Origin of the sequence: uncultured Serinicoccus sp., from assembly GCF_947487915.1 — a bacterium.
Classification (GTDB): Bacteria; Actinomycetota; Actinomycetes; order Actinomycetales; family Dermatophilaceae; genus Ornithinicoccus.
The window spans coordinates 87,745-102,416 of record NZ_CANKYH010000004.1 but is presented as its reverse complement, the minus strand read 5'-3'; the positions used below and the strand labels follow the sequence as shown (position 1 = coordinate 102,416).

Sequence of the window (14,672 nt, the reverse complement as noted above, 5' to 3'; positions counted from 1 at the left end):
GCACCTCCGCTGCCCGGCACCTCAGGCCTCCCGGATCGTGGAGCGCGGGTCCAGCACCGAGAGCACCATGTCCACCACCAGGTTGATGCTGAGCACCATCGCGCCGTAGATCAGCACGATGGCCTGCATCAGCGGGTAGTCCTTGGTGATGATCGAGCTGACCATCGTGGGGCCCAGGCCGGGCCAGGCGAAGATGCTCTCGACGATGACGGTGGAGGCGATGAGACCGGAGAGCAGCAGGCCCCCGAGGGTGATCGTGGCGGTGAGGGCGTTCGGCAGGGCGTGCCGCAGGTAGACCCGGCGCGGGCGCAGCCGCTTCGCCCGCGCGGTCCGCACGAAGTCCCGGCCCAGCACGCTGAGCAGCTCGACCCGCACGATGCGCGACAGGGCCAGCGCCGAGCCGAGGGAGAGCGCGGCCACCGGCAGGATCACCGAGCCCGGGCCGGCGTTGCCGGCGATGGGCAGCACCTCCATCCGCACGGCGAAGACGTAGACGAGCACCACACCCATGAGGAACTCGGGGACGGCCGAGACCACCATCGCGATCCCGGTGTACCCCAGCTCCAGCAGGCGGTGCCGTCCGTGCTGGGTCAGCACCGCCATCCCGGTGCCGATCGGCAGCGCGATGAGCAGCGTGACCACGAAGGTCAGGCCAGCCAGCAGCAGGGTGTTCGGCAGCCGCTCGGCGATGACCTGCGTCACCGGCAGCCGCGACTGCAGCGAGACCCCCCAGTCGCCGCTCACGAGGCCGCCCAGGTACCGGACGTACTGGCTGAGCAGGGGCTCGTCGAGGTGCAGCTCGGCGCGCCGCGCAGCGACGAGCTCGGGCGAGGCGTTGACGCCGAGGGCCGCCCGCACCGGGTCGCCCGGGATGAGGTGGATCATCGCGAAGGCGAAGGTGACCAGCATCCAGAGGGAGAGGGCGAAGACCCCGAGGCGGCGGACGACATACCTCGTCCAGGTGCGCGTCGCCCAGGTGTTCCTGGCCCTGGCCCCGGTGCCGAGGTGCGGCGCGGCGGCGTGGGTGTCGGTCGTCGCCGTCACTGGCCGAGGCGCAGGGAGCTGCCGTCCAGCTCGCCACCGGGGTACTCGAGGGTGCCACCGCTGAGGTACACGCCGGCGACGGCGTCGAACATCGGCACCACGTCACCCTCGGAGATCAGGGCCTCCTCGGCCTCGTTCCACAGCTCGCAGGCGGTCTCGGTGTCACCGGTGGCCAGCGCCTCGGCCGAGCTCTCGTCGTAGGTGGCGTTGTCCAGGTGGCCGAAGTTCGTCCCGTCGGGGGCCGCGGGGCCGGAGAAGAAGGGCACCAGCTGGCTCGGCAGGCTGACGGTGATCGGCACCCAGCCCGCGTCCCAGTCCCCGGTGGCGAAGAGGACCTCGTTGAGCTGCGTCGACGTGACGCTCTGCAGGGTCACGTCTGCCCCGGCCTCGCGCCACATCTGCTCGACCAGCTCCGCCGCGGCGGCCACCGAGTCTCCGGTGCTGGCGGGGTAGATGAAGGTCATCGCCAGAGGCTCTCCGTCCTTGGCCCGCACCCCGTCGGGGCCGGCGCTCCAGCCGGCCGCGTCCAGGGCCTCGGCTGCTGCTGCGGTGTCGTAGGTCGGAAGGTTGCCCGAGACGGTGTCCCCCTGGCAGGGCTTGGGCTCGGTGGTGACCAGGCCCACCGACTGCGCGTCGTCCCGCCCCGTGGCGACGGTGGCCAGGGCCTCGATGTTCAGGGCCTGCAGCAGGGCCTGCCGGACGGCGGGGTCCGATCCGGGCTGCCCCTGCGCCTGGTTGAAGACGAACTCGCCCTGCGGGGAGCGCAGCTCGATCTTGTCGACACCCTCCTCGTCGAGCCGGTCCGCGTCTGCGCCGATGACGGTCGCCGCGTTGACCTCCCCCGACAGCACGAGGTTGGTCAGCGTCGTGGGGTTGGCGATCACCCGCACGACCACCTCCTCGGGCACTCCCTCACCCTCCAGGGAGGTGCCGTCGGGCCCCCAGGCGTAGTCGGCCCGCCGCGTGTAGGTGTAGTGGTCGTCGGCCACCGCCTCGGAGAGCACCCACGGGCCGGTGCCGTGGGTCTCCTGGGCCAGCGCGTCGTGGTCGTCGAGCCCGCTGCGACAGAGGATGAAGACGTTGGTGAAGCCGTTGAGGAGGAAGGCGTTCGGCTCGGGCGCGGTGACGGTGACGGTCCCTGCCTCGTCGTCCGCCTCGGTGGTCAGGCCGGCGGGGACGAAGACCCCCAGCAGCGGGCTCTGGTTCTCGGGGTCGGTGATGTAGTCCAGGTTGTCCTTGACGTCCGTGGCGGTCAACGGGCTGCCGTCCGAGCAGGTGACGTCCGGGTCGAGGGTGAACTCGATCTCCTGCGGCCCGACCTGCCAGTCGGTGGCGAGCTGGGACACGAAGGAACCGTCCTGGCGCTGGTGGACGAGCGTGTCGTAGCTCAGCCGGCTCACGGTCCGGGTGACCGACAGGACGGTCATGGACGGGTCGAGGTTCCCCGGGTCGTTGCCCACGCCGAGGACGAAGCTCCCGTCGTCCACCGGCGGGGCACTGGGCTGTCCGGCGTCGTCCGTGCCGGTGCCACCACTGTCACCCCCTCCGCCGCTGCAGGCGGCGAGCAGGGTGGCGGTGGCGGCGGCGATGGCCAGGGTCTTGGCTGAACGGTGCACGAAGGTCTCCTCGTCTGGGACGTGCGTTCATGATGGCAACCCTCTCCAGACCTCGGCTTCGTCGGATCGGCCGAAGATTCTCTGTCTGTTTGGTCCTATCGCCCATTGAACCCGCGGTGTGCGCCGCTCTAGCGTGGCGCAGTGTGAACACCGCTCCCGACACCCCCGCACCGCTGCTGGCCGCCGCCGACGCGATGGTGCCGGACCTGCTCGCGGACCTGCGGCGGCTCGTCGAGGTGGAGTCACCGTCCGCCGACCTCGCGGCGGTGGCCGAGGGCGCCGCGGTCGTGGCCGACGTCGTCGAGAAGCGGCTCGGCCGACGCCCGGAGACCATCGTCGAGCAGGGGGTCACGCACCTCCTGCTGCGCCTGGGTGGCCCCACGCGGGTCCTGCTGCTGTGCCACCAGGACACCGTCTGGCCCGTCGGCACCCTGGAACGACTCCCCTGGTCGCACCAGGACGGGGTCGTGCGCGGCCCGGGGACCTTCGACATGCTGACCGGTCTGGTGATGGCGGTGCATGCCTGCGCGCTGCTGCAGGAGAGCTCCGGACCAGAGGCCCTGGACGGCGTCACCCTGCTGGTCACCGGTGACGAGGAGGTCGGTTCCGAGCACTCGCGGGAGCTCATCCTGCAGACGGCGCAGGGGGCGGCCGGTGTCCTGGTCCTGGAGGCCTCCGCCGACGGCGGGGCCGTCAAGGTGGCCCGCAAGGGCGCCAGCCGCTACCGCCTCGAGCTCAAGGGGGTGGCCGCGCACGCGGGGCTGGACCCCGAGCGCGGGGTGAGCGCCCTGCTCGAGCTCGCGTCGCAGCTGCCCCGCATCCTCGAGCTGGCGGACCCGGAGCAGGGCACCACCGTCACCCCCACCACGTTCGCGGGAGGGACCACCAGCAACACGGTGCCGGCCGCGGCCACCCTCGACATCGACGTGCGCGCCGGCTCCGCCGAAGAGCTGGAACGCGTGCATACCGGGCTGCACACGCTGCGCGCGACCCAGGAGGGCGCGCAGGTGCGCACCGTGGGGGAGATCAACCGCTACCCGATGGAGCGGCACCACAGCGACGACCTCTGGCGCAGGTATGCCGATGTCTGCGTCTCGCTGGGACTGCCGGTCCCTGACGCGGCCGCGGTCGGCGGCGCCTCCGACGGCAACTTCACCGCGGCTGCCGGGATCCCGACGCTGGACGGTCTGGGAGCGGTCGGCGGCGGAGCCCACGCCGAGCACGAGCACGTGCTCGTCGACCAGATCGCACCCCGGACGGCGGTCCTGGCCAGGCTCGTCGAGCAGCTGCGCGACGCGGCGTCTGCCCAGGGCGGGGCCGCAGCGACACCCGGACGGGAGACGGACTGAGATGGCCGGTCCCCACCCCACGGCGCCTCCACCGACGGTCGGCGGCAGACGGCCCGCGGGAGACCTCGTGCTCACGCTGGTGACCCGTCCCGAGGAGTGCCTGGAGGTGGCACGGCTCTTCGACCGGATCTGGTCGGTCCAGCAGGGCACCATCCTGGACCGGCACATGATGGTGGCCCTCGTCCACAGCCAGAACTACGTGCTGCTGGCCAGCCTCGACGGCCGTCCCGTCGGTGCGGCCGTCGGCTTCTGCGGGCCACCCGGCCGGCCCTTCCACTCGCACATCGTGGGCGTGCGCCCGGAGGCGAGCGGCCACGGCATCGGCCGTGCCATCAAGGAGCACCAGCGTCGCTGGTGCCTCGACCGGGGGATAGCGACGATGGCGTGGACGTTCGACCCGCTGGTGGCGCGCAACGCCCACTTCAACATCCGGGTGCTCGGCGCCTTCCCGCGCCACTACCACGAGGAGTTCTACGGCCCGATGCGGGACGCGGTCAACGCGGGACAGGCCTCCGACCGGATGGTGGTCCGCTGGGACCTGCCGACCGGGACCCCCTCCGACCGCGCCCGGCCCCCCGCCGGCGCCCCCTCCTCGACCACCGCCCACGTGGCCCTGTCGAACCAGCAGGACGAGCCGGGTGGGCTCGCGCTGGACGTCCCACCGGGCACCACCGACGTGCTGGTCGGCGTCCCCCGGGACATCGAGGGGCTGCGCCGCGACGACCCGGACCTGGCCCTGCGGTGGCGGCGGGAGACCCGGCTCGCCCTGGAGAGTCTGCTGGCGAACGGCTGGCAGGTGCACGACTTCGACGACGACCGGCACTACATCCTGCGGAGGGAACCATGAGGCTCACCAGCCTGCGCCTGCACCAGATCGAGATGCCGCTGCGCTCCCCCTTCACCACCTCCTTCGCCACGACCACCGCCCGCAGCTGCTACCTGGTCGAGGCCCAGGCCCGCACCCCCGACGGTCGCGAGGTGACCGGCTGGGGAGAGTGCGTCGCGATGGAGGCCCCCCTCTACTCCGCGGAGCACCTCTCGGGCGCGGTCGAGGTCACCCGCCGCTGGCTGGCGCCCTCGCTGTTCGCGGTGGAGAACCTGACGGCCGAGACCGTCGGCTGGCACCTGCGGCACGTCGTCGGGCACCCGATGGCCAAGGCCGCTCTGGAGATGGCGGTGCTCGACGCCCAGCTGCGGGCCCACGACCTGTCCTTCGCCGACTACCTCGGGGCGGTCCGGACGAGCGTGCCCAGCGGGGTCTCGGTCGGCATCCAGCCCTCGGCGCAGGAGACCGTCCGCGTCGTCGGCGACTTCCTGGATCAGGGGTATGCCCGGATCAAGCTGAAGATCCAGCCGGGCGCAGACCTGGTCCCGGTCCGGGCGGTCCGGAAGGCATTCGGTGACGACCTGCTCTTCCAGGTGGACGCCAACGCCGCCTACACCCTGGCCGACGTCGGCCTGCTCCGCCGCCTCGACGACGCCGACCTCCTGCTCATCGAGCAGCCCCTCGGGGAGGCCGACCTGCGGCAGCACGCCGAGCTCGCCCGCCAGGTGCGCACCCCCGTCTGCCTGGACGAGTCCATCGTCTCGGCCGAGGCGGCGGCGGACGCCATCGCCCTCGGGGCGACCTCCGTCATCAACATCAAGCCGGGACGGGTGGGGGGCTACCTGGAGGCGCGCCGCATCCATGACCTGGCGCGGGCGCACGGCATACCCGTGTGGTGCGGGGGGATGCTCGAGACCGGCGTGGGCCGGGCGGCCAACGCGGCCCTCGCCGCGCTGCCGGGCTTCGTGCTGCCCGGGGACATCTCCGGCTCGGACCGCTTCTACAGCGAGGACGTCACGGAGCCGATCGTCATGCGGGACGGTGAGGTGGACGTGCCGACCGGTCCGGGCTTCGGCGTCGAGGTGCGCCCCGACGCGCTGGACCGGTTCAGCACCGCCAGGCTGGAGCTCACGCCCTGAGCCCGGCCCTCAGGACGGGGGCAGGAGGCGGAGGTGCAGCTGGGCGGCGAAGCGGGCCTCGGGGTCTGCCAGGTCCATCGTGCTGATGCTCTCGATGCGCCGCAACCGGTACCGCAGGGTGTTGGGGTGGATGTGCAGCGCACCGGCCGCGGCCGCCACGTCGCCGTGGGCATCGAGCCAGGCCCGCAGCGTCTGCACGAACGAGGTCTGCTGCGCCCGGTCGTGCTGGACCAGGTGGGAGACCGGCCCGCTCGGCTGCTCGTCGTCGGAGAGCAGGCGGTCGCGCAGCTCCAGCAGGAAGGACTGGATCTGCACGTCGCGATAGACAGCCACGGCGCCTGCCGCCCCGTCGACCGAGCTGGTCCTCCCCTCCATGAGGACCCGGAGGGCACGGTCGGCACCACGCCGGGCCGCCGCCAGAGCGTCGACGTCGGCGGCCGGCGGACCGATGCCCACCCGTGAGGTGAGCCCCGGACCCGTGCGGGCGACGAAGTCCCGAGCGATGCGCTCCGCGGACACCAGGCCGTCGGTGACCGGGATCAGCCCGTAGGTGACCTCGCCCAGCAGGGCCGTCGCGGCCTTGGGGTGGACCGACGTCAGGTGCAGGGCGAGCGCGTCGCTGCGCCGCTCCCTCTCGACGGCGTCCTGACCGAGCGTGCCGAGGTCGTCGCGGCCCGCCGTCGACCCGGCGGAGGGTGCGCCCACCTGCATCGCCAGGACGGCGACGGTGACGCCGGCCAGGCCCAGCCGGGTCACGGCGTGCCGTGCGCGGACCCCTCCCTCGAGGGCGGTGCCCAGCAGGTCGGCCCGCAGGCGTCGCGACGCGTCGGCGCCCGCACGGATGCGCAGCAGGTGCAGCGCCACCAGCTTCGCCGACTCCTGCAGCGCCGCGGTGCGTTCGTCGTCGAGCTCCTCGTCCACGGCCACCCAGATCGACCCCAGCACCTCGGTGCCGGCCCGGACCGCCATCGCGACCCGGAGCTTGCTGACGGCGTCCTCGCCCCGGAGCCGGATGCTCACCGGCCGGTCCGCGGCATACATCACGGAGAAGAACCCCTGGTCGTCCAGGAGCCGGGCGTAGCGCTCGGGGACCTGCCGCTCCAGGATCGTCTCGATCCGCGAGGGGTCGGCCTCGTCCTGACGTCCGGAGAAGGCGAGCACGCGCGAGCTGCGGTCCTCGATCGTGACCGGGGCGTCGACCAGGCTGCCGATCGCGTTGGCCAGCCCGAACAGGTCTCCCGAGGGGAGGCCCCCCACGGTCTCGTCGTCGGCCCCACCGACGTCGCCCTCGGCCAGCAGCGAGCGCAGCATGGCGGTGAGCTGCGCCCACGAGGCCCCGCGGGTGAGGCCGGCCACGGTCATCCCGTGCTTGCGGCAGATCGTGGTCAGGGTGGCACCCGCCTCGACCGGCTCCCGCACGATCAGCAGGGCGGCACCTCTGGCCCCCGCCCGGTCGGCCAGCTCCGCGACCTGCTCCGCGCCGCTCACCCCGACGCCGAGGACGACCGGCGAGGCGGGGCCGTGCTGGTCATCGAGCGGATCGTGGATCACCACGCCCTCCACGGCACGCCCCGGGCTCCCGAGGACGAGCGGGCGCAGGAAGGTGCTGCCCAGGTCGTCGAGGATCCGGCCCACCGTGGCCGAGGGCCGCGGACTGCTCGACCGGGGGGAGTTCATCGGCCCAGTCTCTCAACCCACCGACGCCCCGGGACGCCGGCCCGCCCGGCGGCGCCACGTCCTCCCCCGCACGTGGAGGGTGGCGACGACGTGGCGCTGCTAGACCTCGAGCGCGCGACGGGCGAGCGCGAGCCGGTCGGGCACGAGGGCGAACCACGCCCACTGGCCACGCCGGTCGCGGGTGAGCAGACCCGCCTCGACCAGCACCTTGAGGTGGTGGCTCACGGTGGGCTGGCTGAGGTCGAGCGGGACGGGCAGGTCGCAGGCGCAGATCTCCTGGCCGGGCGAGCAGCGCACGATGCCGAGGATCTGCAGACGGACCGGGTCCGCCACGGCCTTCAGCAGACGGGCCACGAGCACGGCGTCCTCGCGGGTCATCGGCGAGCTGCCCTCGGTGGCACAGCAGCGGTCCACCGCCTGGGCGAGCTGGGCACGTCCGTCCGGTGCTGGTGCGGTCATCACCTCTCCATATTGACATATATCGATATGAAGTGTCAGGATCTGCATATTGACATCCATCGATATCTTCGTGAGAAGGGAACCCCATGAGCCGCGTCCAGCTCGCTCTCGACGTCGTGGACCTCGACGCGTCCGTCGACTTCTACTCCACCCTCTTCGGCGTCGGTCCGCACAAGCGCCGCCCGGGCTACGCGAACTTCGCGATCAGCGAGCCACCGCTCAAGCTCGTGCTCATCCAGACCGACGGGGCCACCCGGGGCACCGGGGCGAAGGGCGCCCTGAACCACCTCGGCGTCGAGGTCGACAGCGTGGAAGAGGTGGCGGGGGCACGCACCCGCCTGACCGACAGCGGCCTGGCCACCTTCGACGAGAGCGACACGACCTGCTGCTACGCCCTGCAGGACAAGGTGTGGGTCCACGACCCCGCCGGCGCGCCGTGGGAGGTCTACGTCGTCAAGGACGAGAACCCGGCGAACGCCCAGCCGGCCACGGCCTCTCTCCCGGTCCTGGAGTCCTCCCCGGCCTGCTGCACGCCCGCGGGTGGCCACGGGTGACGACCGTCCAGGACGCGCCGGAGCAGGTGGCCGGCAGGCTCTCCCCCCTCGACCGCTTCCTGCCCGTGTGGATCGGGGTCGCCATGATCCTCGGCCTGGCCCTCGGCCGCACGGTCCCGAGCCTGGGCGCGGCACTCGACGCGGTGCAGCTGCACGGCATCTCGCTGCCCATCGCCATCGGGCTGCTGGTCATGATGTACCCCCCGCTGGCCAAGGTCCGCTACGACCGTCTCGGCGCCGTGACCTCCGACCGCCGGCTGATGGCCGGCTCGCTGGTCCTCAACTGGGTCCTGGGCCCCGCGCTGATGTTCGCGCTCGCGTGGTTGCTCCTGCCCGACCTGCCCGAGTACCGCACCGGCCTCATCATCGTCGGTCTCGCCCGGTGCATCGCGATGGTCATCATCTGGAACGACCTGGCCTGCGGCGACCGTGAGGCGGCCGCCCTGCTCGTCGCGCTCAACTCGCTGTTCCAGATCATCGCGTTCGCCGGGCTCGGGTGGTTCTACCTGACCGTCCTGCCCGGCTGGCTCGGCCTCGAGCAGAGCGCCCTGGACGTCTCCTTCACCCAGATCGCGGTCTCGGTGCTGGTCTTCCTCGGCGTCCCGCTGCTCGCCGGCTACCTCTCCCGAACCCTGGGCGAGCGGGCGAGGGGGCGGGCGTGGTACGAGGGCACCTTCCTGCCCCGCATCTCCCCCTTCGCCCTGCTCGGCCTGCTGTTCACCATCGTGCTGCTCTTCGCGCTGCAGGGCGAGCGCATCACGAGCCAGCCCCTGGACGTCGCCCGCATCGCGCTGCCCCTCCTGGCGTACTTCACGATCATGTGGGGTGGCGGCTACGCCCTCGGGAGCGCGCTGGGGCTCGGCTACGAGCGCACCACCACGTTGGCGTTCACCGCCGCGGGCAACAACTTCGAGCTCGCCATCGCCGTCGCCATCGCCACGTTCGGGGTGACCTCTGGCCAGGCGCTGGCCGGTGTCGTCGGGCCCCTCATCGAGGTCCCCGTCCTCGTGGCCCTCGTCTACGTATCGCTCGCCCTGCGACGCCGCTCCGGTGCCGGGGGCCCGACCTCCACCCAGGAGAGGCCATGACCACATCCCGCCCCGACACCTACACCGCCATCGTCGACGACCTGACCTACACCTACGAAGGGATCTTCCCCCGCGAGTCGGTCCAGCTCGCCGTGGAACAGGCCTGGCAGCGACTCGACGCCGTCTCCACCATCCACACCTACCTGCCCGTGCTCGTCGCCAAGGACGCCCGCGAGCGGCTGAGCGCCGCGGCCCAGGCGGAGGGACGCATCACCAAGAAGGTGCCCGAGCTGCTCTTCGTGTGCGTGCACAACGCCGGACGCTCACAGATGGCCGCCGCCCTGGCCGAGCACCTCTCCGGCGGGCGGGTGCACGTGCGCTCGGCCGGCTCACGACCCTCCCAGGAGATCAACCCCCTGGTCGTCGAAGCCCTGGCCGAACGCGGGATCTCCCTGACCGAGGCATACCCCAAGCCGCTGACCGACTCGGTGACCCGCGCGGCCGACGTCATCGTCACCATGGGGTGCGGCGACGCCTGCCCGATCTACCCAGGGCGCCGCTACGAGGACTGGACCGTCGCGGACCCCGCAGGCGCCGATCTCGACACCGTGCGTGACATCCGCGACGACCTTCAGGCCCGGGTCACCGCCCTCCTGCGTGAAGTCCTCGACTGACCCCCCTCCCGCCACCGACGCCCTCCGAGGAGCTCCGATGAGCAGCAGTCCCCGACCCTCTGTCCTCTTCGTCTGCGTGCACAACGCCGGACGCTCGCAGATGGCGCAGGCGTGGCTGACCCACCTCGCCGGCGATGCCGTCGAGGTCCGGTCCGCCGGGTCCGCGCCCACCGACTCCGTCAACCCCGCTGCGGTCGAGGCCATGCGCGAGGTCGGCATCGACATCAGCCACGCGCGCCCCACGGTCCTCACCGCCGAGTCCGTACAGCTCTCCGACGTGGTCATCACGATGGGCTGCGGCGACGCCTGCCCCATCTACCCCGGCAAGCGCTACGAGGACTGGGCGCTCGAGGACCCCGCAGGTCGAGGGGTGGAGGCCGTGCGACCCATCCGCGACGATATCCGGGGGCGGGTCGTCGACCTGCTCACCTCGCTGGACGTGGCGGGTGGCGCACCTGGGAGCTCCTGACCTGCGGTGACATGGGTGCACCGTCACTCATGCGCATGTACGTCAGGGCGGCGCTGCGCGCGACGGCCCTCTACCAGCGCGCGGAGAGCCTCGTCGGCCCATTGCCACAGACCGGTGTCCAGGCGTACATTTTTCAGTGAACAGGTGTGACCTAGTTCACTAAGGGGCGTCATGGCCACCACCGAGCATTCCGATGCACAGGCTGACGTCCCACGCCCGAGACGCGTCCGGGTCACCGAGGACTTCGTCCCCAGCCTCGACCTCGTCCATCTCGACCGCGAGGGCCTGTCGTCCTTGACGGAGGAGGACCGGAAGCGGGTCGTCGAGGACAAGATCGCCGACGTCACCCACTTCTACGTCGGTCTGGAGAGCCTGGGCCAGACCCTGGACGTCGCCCGCTTCCTCGCCCCGGCCGTCAGGTCCCTGCCGGCGCGAGTCCGCGGGCAGGTGCTCCAGCCGAACGACACCCCGGTCGACCGGCTCTCGGTGGAACCGACCCTGCCGGACGGCCGCGTCCTCGGGCGCGGCGTCGTCACGGGCGATGAAGGCGTCTTCGTGCTCCCCCTGCGCGACATCTCGGGGGATGACCGCTCGACCCTGCTCGCCCAGGGGCTGGGCCTGCGGATCAGGGGTGCCGACGGCCTGCACCACCTCGTGCTCGACCTACCTCCCGCAGGTGGCTCCGCCCTGGGCGTGATCCAGCTGCGGGAGTCGCTCGCCCCGCTTCCGCGAAGCGTGGTGGGTGCTCTGGTCGACCTCGTCGAAGGGCTCGGCCCGTTCACCGACGAAGACCCGGCCGACGACCCGCCCACCCCGCCGGTACGGGTCAGCCTCGGGCAGGACGCCTGCACGATGGTCTTCGAGGAGGACACCGCGGTCCGGCGCTTCCCCTACAAGGTCCTCGTCAGGCTCGTCGAGCCGCGGACCACGACGGTGACCCGTGTGTCCTGGCCACGGCGCGACGGTGCCGGCGTGCCCCTCGTGCTGTGGAACGCCGACTGGGCGCCCGCGTTCGGTTTCGCGCAGACGTCATACGTGGACCGGGTCCCCATCGACAGACCCATCGGAGTGGACCGCTTCCGGGACGGGATCATCGGCCTTCGCGGCGACACGATCACGGCGGAGCGACCTGTCCCGGTCGCCGGGACGCTCGGGCTCGGCTACGTGCTCAACCTCGCCCAGGTCTGGAAGTACAAGGGTCTGACGCTGGGCAACCTCGTCTACTCCCTCCCCCTGGCCCCCGGCGAGCAGCAGCGGATCGCGGTGTCCGAGCGGGTCAGCACCGCCTCCGTCCGGGACTCCGAGGTGCTCGAGGTCGTCGAGCAGCAGAAGGCCAGGCTGCAGGAGGACGCCTCCGCCAGCGCGGTCTTCACCACGGCCTTCGAGGAGCACGTCACGGCCAGCTCGAAGTACTCGAACGAGGCCCGCTCCTCGAGCTGGGGCGTGGCGGGCGGCATCGGCGCCGTGCTCGGACCGGTGGTGCTGGGCGTCGGCGCCGGCGGCGGTGGCGGCAAGAGCACCAACAAGGGCAGCACCGCGAGCGCGCTCGACGGCGTCCGCACGTCCACGAGCACCGCGGCGGAGGGCCTGCACCGGACGGTCGAGTCCGAGGCTTCGGGGCGACGCAGCGCCACCCGCTCCAGCATCAGGCTCGCCCGGGAGAGCGAGACTCAGTCGGTGACGACCAAGGTCATCACCAACCACAACAAGGCGCACGCGCTCACGATCCAGTACTGGGAGGTGCTGCGGAAGTTCGCGGCCTCCACCGAGGTCGAGGGCACGACCCTGGTCTGCTTCGTGCCGCTGGACATCGTGCGCTTCCTCCCCACCGGGCAGCCTCTGGAGATCACGGACACCGAGACCTTCAACGAACGTACCGAGCTGGTGGACCGCTGGGCCCTGCTGCACCGGCACGCCGACGCGATCCAGCCGTGGCTGCCGGGACGGCACCGAGAGGGTATGCGGTTGCTCGAGGACTTCTTCGCGAACCCGCGGCAGGAGGTCGCCATCGACGGCGCCGCGTCGGACTCCTTGAAGATCACGGTCGACGGCAGCTTCGTGCCCTACGAGACCATCTGGGTCACCGTGCTGCTGCGAGGCGGGCGACGGCTGCGGCGGGTCGAGCTGGCGCACTCGCAGACGGAGCTGGCTCCGAAGACCCTCGCCACGCGGGCTGAGGTCGTCGCCGAGCTCCAGCGAGTGCGCAACAACGTCGCGAGCCTCACGCAACGGACGGCGACCGTCCCGCTGATGGAACCGGTGGACCGCGGTGACGTCACCGGCTTCGAGGTGACGCGGTCCTTCCGGACCCTGACCTACCAGCTGGACATGTCCGACAACCCGTACTACCAGGCTCTGGAGAACCTCGAGGACGGCAGCTTCCTGAACAGCTTCTTCGACCTGGACCGGATGACCAGCGTGGCCCTGTCCCCGTCTGATCTGGAAGGACACCTGGGCGGCCCGAGGATCAAGGACTTCACGGTCACCCTCAACGCGGACCCGTCCTCGATCGTGGCCGACCCGACCGACACGCTCCTGGAGCTGACACCGGCCCCGCAGCTGTTCGCGGCGGTCGAGCAGAACTCCCCGCTGCGCTTCCGCGACCTGCTCAAGGTCGAGCGGATGCTGCAGCACGTGGTGGGTAGCACGATGACCTACTCCAAAGCTGTCTGGTCCTCACTCACCGCCGAGGAGCGGGTGGTGATGCTGGAGGGCTACACGATCGGCCTGCCCGACACCGGGCTCGACGCTGAGGGCCTCGCGGACGCGAGCCAGCACGTGCCCCTGCTCAACTGCGTCGCCAACCAAGTGCTCGGCTACTACGGCAACTCCATGATCATGCCGTTCTCGATCCCAGCGTCGCTGGCCGGTGACCTTGCCGGAGCGCCGGTGGACGACGGAGACGATGGTGTCGACGGTGACGAGCAGGAGCCTCCGCCCTCGCTGACCACGGGTGCGGTCCAGGATGCCCTGACCGCTTTCCACCGCACGGCCTTCTCGCCACCGGAGTCGCACTTCACCCTGCCGACCAAGGGAGTGCTCGGCGAGGCCGTGCTGGGCAACTGTCCCTCCGCGGAGAAGATCGACCTGACCCGATTCTGGAACTGGCAGGACTCGCCGGGCGACGAGGCCACCGCGATCGAGGGTGTGACCCTGCGCGAGTCGTCGATCGCCCAGCTCGCCGCCCCGTCGACGCTGACCCAGGTGCCCTCCGTCATCAACATCACCCCCGGACAGGGCGGGACCCTCACTCCGGGAACGCTGACGGCGGCCCTGGCGGCCGAGGCGGCCAAGCAGCAGTCCTTCTCGACCGACTTCCTCGGGCAGGACGTCCTCAAGGCGCTGGGTGAGAAGACCATCGCCAGTGCCGAGTCGGCACGGTCCGACGCCCTGGGCAAGGCCACCGCGCTGGCGAGCCAGGCGATGACGGCTGCCGTCGACGTGCACAAGACCGCCACCGCGGCGAAGCAGGCGCAGAAGGCGGAGGACGAGAAGGCCGCGAAAGAGGCCAAGGAGAAGCAGGCGGCCGAGGAGAAGGCGAAGAACGACAAGATCGACACCGCGGTGAAGAACCTCAAGGACAACGCGAAGGCCTACCTCGCCGCCGCGAACGCCAAGGCCGACCTGGACGCCGCCAAGGAACTGGCCACCTCGGTGATCACCTCGTTGACGCCCGAGCCGATCCCGACGACGAAGGCGATCACGCTCTTCGACGCCTTCAGCCAGGAGGAGAACGGCACCCGCACCCAGGGCAGTACCGCCTGGCTCACCACCCTCGGGTTGCTCTGAGCCGGCGGCCGCCGACACGCCTCGACCCACTGGTCACGATGCAGCCAG

At 71.5% G+C, this 14,672-nt stretch carries 12 protein-coding genes; 8 read left to right on the top strand and 4 right to left on the bottom strand.

What is annotated here, in order from left to right; genetic code table 11:
- Positions 1 to 21 precede the first annotated feature (21 nt).
- Positions 22 to 1,044, bottom strand: coding sequence for an ABC transporter permease (locus Q0795_RS05830; protein WP_298887848.1), 1,023 nt, complete (start codon positions 1,042 to 1,044; stop codon positions 22 to 24).
- On the bottom strand, positions 1,041 to 2,660 hold the full coding sequence (locus tag Q0795_RS05825) for an ABC transporter substrate-binding protein (RefSeq protein WP_298887846.1): 1,620 nt from the start codon (positions 2,658 to 2,660) through the stop codon (positions 1,041 to 1,043). Before Q0795_RS05825 ends, Q0795_RS05830 begins: the two co-directional genes overlap by 4 nt.
- A gap of 143 nt (positions 2,661 to 2,803) precedes the next feature.
- Here Q0795_RS05825 and Q0795_RS05820 point away from each other — a divergent pair, with 143 nt between their 5' ends.
- From Q0795_RS05820 to menC, 3 genes are read left to right on the top strand one after another with little or no spacing between them, the layout of a single operon-like run.
- On the top strand, positions 2,804 to 4,009 hold the full coding sequence (locus Q0795_RS05820; protein WP_298887844.1) for a M20/M25/M40 family metallo-hydrolase: 1,206 nt from the start codon (positions 2,804 to 2,806) through the stop codon (positions 4,007 to 4,009).
- A 1-nt stretch (position 4,010) separates the two neighbouring features.
- Entirely contained in the window at positions 4,011 to 4,856 is an 846-nt protein-coding gene (locus Q0795_RS05815; RefSeq protein ID WP_298887841.1) for a GNAT family N-acetyltransferase, read from the top strand.
- The gene (gene menC / locus Q0795_RS05810) at positions 4,853 to 5,974 is read left to right on the top strand and encodes an o-succinylbenzoate synthase (protein WP_298887839.1); all 1,122 of its coding nucleotides are present in this window, start codon (positions 4,853 to 4,855) and stop codon (positions 5,972 to 5,974) included. Before Q0795_RS05815 ends, menC begins: the two co-directional genes overlap by 4 nt.
- Before the next feature lie 9 nt (positions 5,975 to 5,983).
- On the opposite strand, the gene Q0795_RS05805 is transcribed toward menC, so the two are convergent.
- Both Q0795_RS05805 and Q0795_RS05800 read right to left on the bottom strand, forming a co-directional pair.
- Positions 5,984 to 7,651, bottom strand: coding sequence for a CdaR family transcriptional regulator (locus Q0795_RS05805; RefSeq protein ID WP_298887837.1), 1,668 nt, complete (start codon positions 7,649 to 7,651; stop codon positions 5,984 to 5,986).
- Positions 7,652 to 7,750: 99 nt separating this feature from the next.
- A complete protein-coding gene (locus Q0795_RS05800) occupies positions 7,751 to 8,110 on the bottom strand; it encodes a metalloregulator ArsR/SmtB family transcription factor (RefSeq protein WP_366942452.1) in 360 nt (119 codons plus the stop codon).
- 86 nt (positions 8,111 to 8,196) lie between these two features.
- On the opposite strand from Q0795_RS05800, the gene Q0795_RS05795 reads away from it, so the two are divergent.
- The 5 genes from Q0795_RS05795 to Q0795_RS05775 all read left to right on the top strand — a co-directional run bounded on the left by Q0795_RS05795 (position 8,197) and on the right by Q0795_RS05775 (position 14,624).
- Entirely contained in the window at positions 8,197 to 8,664 is a 468-nt protein-coding gene (locus tag Q0795_RS05795; protein WP_298887833.1) for an ArsI/CadI family heavy metal resistance metalloenzyme, read from the top strand.
- Positions 8,661 to 9,752, top strand: coding sequence for an ACR3 family arsenite efflux transporter (gene arsB, locus Q0795_RS05790; protein WP_298887832.1), 1,092 nt, complete (start codon positions 8,661 to 8,663; stop codon positions 9,750 to 9,752). The genes Q0795_RS05795 and arsB overlap by 4 nt, the downstream gene beginning before the upstream one ends.
- Entirely contained in the window at positions 9,749 to 10,366 is a 618-nt protein-coding gene (locus Q0795_RS05785) for an arsenate reductase ArsC (RefSeq protein ID WP_298887830.1), read from the top strand. Before arsB ends, Q0795_RS05785 begins: the two co-directional genes overlap by 4 nt.
- A gap of 37 nt (positions 10,367 to 10,403) precedes the next feature.
- Positions 10,404 to 10,835 (top strand): arsenate reductase ArsC, encoded by a 432-nt coding sequence (locus Q0795_RS05780; RefSeq protein ID WP_298887828.1) that lies wholly within the window; start codon positions 10,404 to 10,406, stop codon positions 10,833 to 10,835.
- A 171-nt stretch (positions 10,836 to 11,006) separates the two neighbouring features.
- Positions 11,007 to 14,624, top strand: a complete 3,618-nt coding sequence (locus Q0795_RS05775; RefSeq protein ID WP_298887826.1) for a hypothetical protein — start codon at positions 11,007 to 11,009, stop codon at positions 14,622 to 14,624.
- Positions 14,625 to 14,672: the final 48 nt, after the last annotated feature.

Coding starts and splice junctions, on each gene's coding strand:
- Q0795_RS05815 (WP_298887841.1), top strand. CDS start 4,011: ATGGCCGGTCCCCACCCCACGGCGCCTCCACCGACGGTCGGCGGCAGA.
- menC (WP_298887839.1), top strand. CDS start 4,853: ATGAGGCTCACCAGCCTGCGCCTGCACCAGATCGAGATGCCGCTGCGC.
- Q0795_RS05805 (WP_298887837.1), bottom strand. CDS start 7,651: ATGAACTCCCCCCGGTCGAGCAGTCCGCGGCCCTCGGCCACGGTGGGC.
- Q0795_RS05800 (WP_366942452.1), bottom strand. CDS start 8,110: ATGACCGCACCAGCACCGGACGGACGTGCCCAGCTCGCCCAGGCGGTG.
- Q0795_RS05795 (WP_298887833.1), top strand. CDS start 8,197: ATGAGCCGCGTCCAGCTCGCTCTCGACGTCGTGGACCTCGACGCGTCC.
- Q0795_RS05785 (WP_298887830.1), top strand. CDS start 9,749: ATGACCACATCCCGCCCCGACACCTACACCGCCATCGTCGACGACCTG.
- Q0795_RS05780 (WP_298887828.1), top strand. CDS start 10,404: ATGAGCAGCAGTCCCCGACCCTCTGTCCTCTTCGTCTGCGTGCACAAC.
- Q0795_RS05775 (WP_298887826.1), top strand. CDS start 11,007: ATGGCCACCACCGAGCATTCCGATGCACAGGCTGACGTCCCACGCCCG.